The sequence below is a fragment of the Chitinophaga sp. genome (assembly GCF_036569125.1).
Classification (GTDB): domain Bacteria; phylum Bacteroidota; class Bacteroidia; order Chitinophagales; family Chitinophagaceae; genus Chitinophaga.
This window is the reverse complement of record NZ_DATCRF010000819.1, coordinates 1-6,767: the sequence shown is the minus strand read 5'-3', so window position 1 is coordinate 6,767 and position 6,767 is coordinate 1. Positions and strand designations below refer to the sequence as shown.

Below are 6,767 nucleotides of genomic sequence, written 5' to 3'. Positions count from 1 at the left end.
TGGTTTGCAGCGGGGCTACCTGTTTACCGCTTTCGCGCGAGTAGATGTCCAGTAAATGCTGACGGCTCAGCTCCAGGTAATAATAGGCGCTATCGTTCATGCCCAGCAGGTTGTAGGATTTACCCAGGTCTTTATACGCCCCGCTTAGCTGGTATTGCTCATTGGTTTGCAGGGCTAAGGCCAGGGCCTGGCGGGTAAGCTGCAGCCCCTCGCGGTAACGGCCGGTTTTGCGCAGCACATCGCCCAGGTTGTTGAGCACTTCTATACGGGCAATATCGTCGGCAGTTTGCTCATCTAATGTGAGCGCCTGCTGAAAGTAGTAATGGGCGGAATCATAGCGGGCCAGGTCTTCATAAATGCTGCCGATGTTCTCATAAATTTTGGCAATGCCCTGTTTATCATCCAGCTGCCGGTATTGGGCTAAGGCCTGCCGCTGAAAGTAAAAGGCGCTGTCGTACCGCTGCTGCTTTTCATACAGGTGGCCTATTTTCCCCAGGGTCACGGCCATGCCGGCGGGGTTGCGTAATTGGCTGTAAATGGATAAGGCTTCCTGGTATTGCTGATGTGCAAGGCCCCGCTGGCGGTTATAGTAATAAAGGATGCCCAGGTCGTTCAGGTTATTGGCCAGCTGCTCCTGTTTACCTTCGCTTCTGAATATTTCCCCGGCCTGCAGGTGATAGTCCAGCGCCTGGGGGTAATGCCCCAGGTGAAAACAGGCGCGGCCCATTTGCTGCAAATAGCCGGCAGCGGCAAATGCATCCTTCCTCTCAACAGCTTTATTGTAAGCAGCCTGCAGCGCCAGGAAAGCGGAATCCTGGGGCGGCTGCTGGTAATCGTCGCTTTGCTCAAAACGGCGAAGCTTCAGTGTAAGCTCCTGGGCAGCGGCGGAAATTGTCAGGGATAAAAGTAATATAATGATGAGAGCACGATTCATGCTGCAAAGGAAAGGCTTGAATATTATCTTATTGTTAAGGGATGGGATTAGGGAGAGGATTAGGATGGGAAATTAACTCCTGTTTAATGAGCGCCGGTTTATTGCAGGTTAAAAATAAGGCTACTTACAGACTACACACGTTTAATACCGGCCTGCGATAGCAACCGCTTCCTGCGGAACTAAAAACAAAAATACTTGTGGGCTACACACATCTAATACTTGCCCCAGAGAAGTTCCTGCCCGCCTGCAGGATTAAAAACAAACCTTGGCTGGCGTGCCCCGCTTGATGCCGCCCCATAGCCCTTCAAAGCCGCTACGCCCTCCAACGCCCCATCAATGCCCTAAACAGCCAGGCGCAGTTTGTTTTTAACCTGCAGGCAAAAGGCAATCCAATGAAGCCCCGATTAACGAAAGTTTGATCACTTGTATGTTAAAAAAAGATTACACGCAAGGCATAATAAAAATGAAATGAACTAATTCACTCCGATCTCAATGATTGCACCGGGTTCATAAGCGCTGCTTTCACCGACTGAAACGATACCGTTAAAAGCGTAATAACCGTCACGATCAAACCAGCCAATATAAACACCCACCATTCCACATTAATATGGTAAGCAAAATTATTCAGCCACTGCTGCATCACGTACCAGGCTAAGGGCGAGGCTATCACAATAGCGATCAGCGCTAACCGGATAAAATCTTTTGAAAGCAGCGCCACTACATTACCCACACTGGCGCCCAGCACTTTCCTCACCCCTATTTCCTTTGTACGCTGTTCCGCCATAAAAGCAGAGAGCCCAAGCAGGCCCAAACAGGCCACAATAATGGCCAGTACGGCAAAGTTGCTGAAGATCCGGCCGGTACGCTCCAAATCCGCATACATGCGGGCAAAACGTTGATCCAGGAACGAATACCGGATAGGCTGATGGGGCGCAAACGCATTCCATACCGATGTAACGGATGAAATAAAGCGGCGCATATCAGCCGTATGCATTTTAACAGAAATAATGGAAGGGCCATTCCCTATGGCCAGGCAAAGCGGCCTGATATTTTCCCGCAGCGATTCAAAATGAAAATCTTCCACCACGCCAATAACGGTCCAGGTTCTGTCGGTATTAGTAATACGCTTGCCAACGGGATCTTTCAATCCCAGCTGCTTTGCCATCGTTTGATTGATGATCACGGCCTGTGAATCCGTCGGCAGGTCAACGGAAAAGTCCCTGCCCGCCAGGATATGCATGCTCATTGTTTTAACATAATCATGATCCACTACCCATAACTGGCCCGAAACCGGCAGATTTTCCTGTAGTTTCCCTTCTTCAGAAAACAGGTTATCATTTCTTTTAGTGCCCGAAACAGGCAGGTAATCGCTGACACTAACATGCTTTACACCCGGTAATTGCAACAGCGCTTTTTTAAATGCGGGCGCCCTGTCCGCTAGTACATTGGCGCCTTGTATCATCATCACCTGTTCCTTATCAAACCCAACTTTTTTATCGAGAATATATCTTACCTGGCGGTAAATAACAAAGGTGCCTACAATAAGGGCGATGGATACGGTAAACTGGAAAACAACCAGTGCGCTGCGCATATTGGAACGCCGGCTTCCACGGCCAATATTTCCTTTGAGCGCATGAATAGGCTGAAAGGAAGAAAGATACAAGGAAGGATACAAACCGGCCAGTACGCCCACTACCATCGCTGAAACAATCAGCAATGGCGCCAGCCACCAGGCAGTCCAGGGGAATTGCAACGACTGGCCCGAGAGCGAATTAAAATAAGGTAACAGCAGCCAGGCCAGGCCAATTCCCAGTACAAAAGAAAGAAAGCTGAATAAGGTAGATTCACTGAGGAACTGCCGGACCAGGCCGGCACGGTCAGAGCCGATAGTTTTCCTGAGCCCCACTTCCTTGGCCCTGTTGGCCGACCTGGCAGTAGAAAGATTGATAAAGTTGATGCAGGCTATAATAAGAATAAAGCAGGCAACAGCGCCAAACAGCCATACCAGGCGTATATCGCCGTGGTGCAGTCCATCATCGATGCCTTCAGATCTCAGGTGAATATCTTTCAATGACTGTATCGCAAAGGTCACTTTCTCAAATATTTCAGCTATCCGCGTACTGCCCCGGGCATTTGTCATTAGGTACTTGCTTTTTATATCGGCAAATTTTGCCTGGAATTTCGCAGCATCTGCTCCCGGACGCAGCAAAATATATGTTTCATAGTTGTTAGCCAGCCAGTTTGTTTGCTCCCCCTGCCAAAGCTCCACTCCTTTCAGCGTGGATATGAAATCACACTGCAGGTGGGAGTTTGATGGAAAATCAGCTATCACCCCGCCTATTTCATAAGGCTTACCGTTATTATCATTTAATATGAGCGATTTACCAACAGGATCCTCATTAGGGAAGTATTTATCTGCTTTACGTTTTGTTATTACAATGGTATTGGGCTTGTCAAGCGCATGTGCAGGATCGCCGTAAATAAAGGGGATCTGCAGTATATCCAATAGCTCCTGGTCGGCGAAGATCAGGCCTTCTTCAAAGTTATTTTCAACTTTATCCGAACGCCTCACCTGGGCGCTGCCGGCGCCAAAAAGCTCGTAAGCTAAAAGGCGGCCTGTCTTTTCCACTTCAGGATAGTCCTTTTTTAAAGCGCCTGCAAGCGGAGCGGGTAAATAAGCATTCCTGCTATTAGGCATATGCCAGTCAACCACAACCCGGTAAATGCGATCTGCCTGAGGATATTGAAGATCATAGCTAAGCTCATGCCTGATATACAATGCGATCAGCAAACAGGCGGCAATCCCCAAAGCAAATCCGCCTATTTTAATGAAAGAATACATTCTTTGTTTGGATAGGTTCCTCCAGGCAATTTTGAAGTAGCTTTTGAGCATGCTTTGTGGTTTTTCCCACCAATACAAGAATGCTGCCATCCTATAACATGCAGTGGTAGCGGCCTTTAGCGTTTCACGCCCGTCCGGAACTGAACGATGGCTGTCCGGAACCGAACATTTAAACCACCGCCTCCTTATTGTATTTGCTCTTGTATTCCAGCGGCGACATCCCCGTAATTTTGCGGAAAACTTCGCGGAAGGCTTTCAGGTCGGAATACCCCACTTCATACATCACTTCATTGATTGTTTTGCGGGTATTTTCAAATGCTTTTTTTGCCCACTCGATCTTTACCCGCTGCGCGTATTCAATAGGCGTATTGCCGGTAGCTTTCACAAACCTGCGGTCAAAGTTCCGCCGGCCAACCGCTAACCTGGACGACAGCTCCTCCACTGAGATCTTTTCATCCAGGTTGCTTTCAATGTACGACTGCGCCTGTTTCACTATTTCATCGCCATGCAGCTTCTGTCCTGTAAATATGATGAAGGCTGATTGACTTTGCCGGTCTATTTCAACCTGCATTATTTTAGAACAATAAATGGCGGTCTGCCGGTCGTAATATTTTTCCACCAGGTAAATGGCCAGGTTCAAAAAAGAGTAGCCGCCGCCGTTAGTATAAATGCCATTTTCATCTGTGATCAGGTTCTCTTCCTTTAAGATCACATTGGGAAATAAGCTCCTGAAATTATTGGCTGTGCGCCAATGCGTGGAGCATGTTTTCCCATCCAGCAAACCGGCTGATGCCAGCATATAGGCGCCGGTGCACATGCTGGCAACCTCTGCCCCGTTCCTGTATTGCTTTGCCACCCAGTCTGCCAGTAATTTATTCCCAGCTGCAATTTTTTGAAAATCGTGCACCAGGGATGGAATAAGGATAAGATCGGTATGCGGGATGGTTGAAACAGGCGACACATTATTCAGTGTCATCATACCATTGTGAAACTCTCCCTGATCTGAAACGCCACCCAGCTCAATCTTAAACAGATCATCTTTACCATTTTCTTTCCAGTATTCATTGGCGGATGCAAACATTTCAAATGCGCCAACTATACAGGCCACACTGCTTAAAGTGCACTGCCCGTCAGGGACTATTATTGTAAGATGTTTCATCGTTTTTATTTTAAAGTTACCCATTTGTGCTGTCCTGATCAACCCATCATATTGTCCAATACCCTACCCCTCAAAGTGGTTTATGGAAATTAGCTTTGTGTTACAAGCAAAACACATTTTATGAAAAGGTCAATTTTCATTTTAGCACTGGGTGGTTTTGGCATCATTACCACAGAGTTCAGCGTAATTGGCATTTTACCTGTACTGGCAAAAGCATTTCAGATCTCTATAGATACTGCAGGTTGGCTGCTAAGCGGGTTTGCGCTTACCATTGCGGTCACCGGTCCTTTTACGGTATTGCTAACCTCCAGGATCAACCGCAAGTGGCTGATGACAGGTGCGCTGTCTGTTTTTGTGCTCTCTAATATTGTTTCAGCCCTTTCACCCAATTTTACCCTGCTGATGATTGCGCGCATTGTACCGGCTTTGCTGCATCCTGTATTCTGGTCGGTTGCCATTGCAACGGCTTCACGGCAGGTAGCGCCCAAAGATGTGCCTAAAGCGGTAGCAGCGGTTATGGGCGCCATTAGTGTGGGTACAGTATTGGGCGTACCGCTTACTACCTATATTGCCGACCTCGTGAACTGGCATGCAGCTTTTATTACTGCAGGCATCATTAACCTGCTGGCGCTGGCCATGCTGGTAACCTATATTCCATCCATGCCTGTAACAGAAAAGCACACACAGCGCAGCCAGGTAAGGTCACTGGCTAACCCGCAGCTATGGGTAAATCTTTTAGCCACCATTATCATGATTGCCGGCATGTTCTCTACTTATGGCTACCTGGCGGCATTCCTGTCGAAAGTTTCCCTGATGAATGGTAAGGAGATCAGTCTTATGCTGCTTTTATTCGGCGGCGCCAGCGTTGCAGGTAACTGGCTGGCCGGTATTTTACTAAGTAAAAATGTAATGCTTACCACGCGTCTGTTCATTGTTGCGCTTATTGGCGTGCATATGCTGGCTTACTTTTTCGGCGGCATGTTTATTCCGGTTACCGCTATTGTTACACTCTGGGGACTTATCCATACCGGCGGCTTCCTGATATGCCAGACACGTATTTCAGCCGAAGCGCCTGAGGCGCCGGAGCTGGCCACCAGCCTGATGGTATCTTTCGGGAATGCAGGCTTTGCCCTGGGCTCTTTCCTGGGTGGATTGGTGATCACGCGTTTCGGGATACAGAATGTTGTTTGGATGAGCATCCTGTGCCTGCTGGCAGCCCTGGCCTTTAGTTTTGTATTCATAAAAAAGCGTGCTGCCGGAACAGCAACATTTGCAAAAGAAAAAGGAACCGCTATAGCCGCGTAGTTAACTCAATAAACAATTTGTTATGAAAAGTATTTGTCACAGGCTCTTAATTAAAGCCGCACCTGAAACCGTTTATAATGCATTAACCCAGGAAGAAGGCCTCTCCGCATGGTGGACGCCTGAAACAAAAGCAAAACCCGAAACCGGCAGCATTGCGCGGTTTGCTTTTGGCCCGGATTACTTCAAGGAAATGAAGATCACTAACCTTGAACCATTCAGCAAGGTAGAATGGCTTTGCGTGAAAGCTTATGAGGAATGGATCGGCACTACAATTACATTTGAATTACAGCCGGTTGAAAGAGGCACTGTGTTGTTCCTGCATCATTATGGCTGGAAAGCATATACACGTGAGTTTGCCGTCTGCAGCTATGACTGGGCCCTTTTTCTGAGAAGCCTGCGGCTGTTGTGTGAAACGGGTAAGGGAATGCCTTATCCGGATCAGGGGTGATGAGGGTGGCGAGGGACTGCGCCATTACCATCTCTGGCAACCTTCCATAGAGAGCACGAACGGAATCGAACCGTTGTTA

At 48.0% G+C, this 6,767-nt stretch carries 5 protein-coding genes; 2 read left to right on the top strand and 3 right to left on the bottom strand.

The features are described from left to right. From VIM87_RS30195 to VIM87_RS30185, 3 genes are all read right to left on the bottom strand, one after another. Window positions 1-934: tetratricopeptide repeat protein (locus tag VIM87_RS30195; RefSeq protein WP_332000582.1), on the bottom strand; the 934-nt coding region annotated here is incomplete at its 3' end. Window positions 935-1,412: 478 nt separating this feature from the next. After that, a complete protein-coding gene (locus VIM87_RS30190) occupies window positions 1,413-3,827 on the bottom strand; it encodes an ABC transporter permease (protein ID WP_332000581.1) in 2,415 nt (804 codons plus the stop codon). Between the two features lie 118 nt (window positions 3,828-3,945). Then, a complete protein-coding gene (locus VIM87_RS30185; RefSeq protein WP_332000580.1) occupies window positions 3,946-4,935 on the bottom strand; it encodes a GlxA family transcriptional regulator in 990 nt (329 codons plus the stop codon). 120 nt (window positions 4,936-5,055) lie between these two features. On the opposite strand from VIM87_RS30185, the gene VIM87_RS30180 reads away from it, so the two are divergent. Next, window positions 5,056-6,240, top strand: a complete 1,185-nt coding sequence (locus VIM87_RS30180) for an MFS transporter (RefSeq protein WP_332000579.1) — start codon at window positions 5,056-5,058, stop codon at window positions 6,238-6,240. A 22-nt stretch (window positions 6,241-6,262) separates the two neighbouring features. Beyond that, window positions 6,263-6,688: an SRPBCC domain-containing protein gene (locus VIM87_RS30175; protein WP_332000578.1), complete on the top strand. Its 426-nt coding sequence runs from the start codon at window positions 6,263-6,265 to the stop codon at window positions 6,686-6,688. The last annotated feature ends 79 nt before the right edge of the window (window positions 6,689-6,767 follow it).

Excerpts from the sequence above, each read along its gene's own strand:
- VIM87_RS30175 (WP_332000578.1), top strand. The coding sequence starts at position 6,263 with ATGAAAAGTATTTGTCACAGGCTCTTAATTAAAGCCGCACCTGAAACC.
- VIM87_RS30180 (WP_332000579.1), top strand. The coding sequence starts at position 5,056 with ATGAAAAGGTCAATTTTCATTTTAGCACTGGGTGGTTTTGGCATCATT.
- VIM87_RS30185 (WP_332000580.1), bottom strand. The coding sequence starts at position 4,935 with ATGAAACATCTTACAATAATAGTCCCTGACGGGCAGTGCACTTTAAGC.
- VIM87_RS30190 (WP_332000581.1), bottom strand. The coding sequence starts at position 3,827 with ATGCTCAAAAGCTACTTCAAAATTGCCTGGAGGAACCTATCCAAACAA.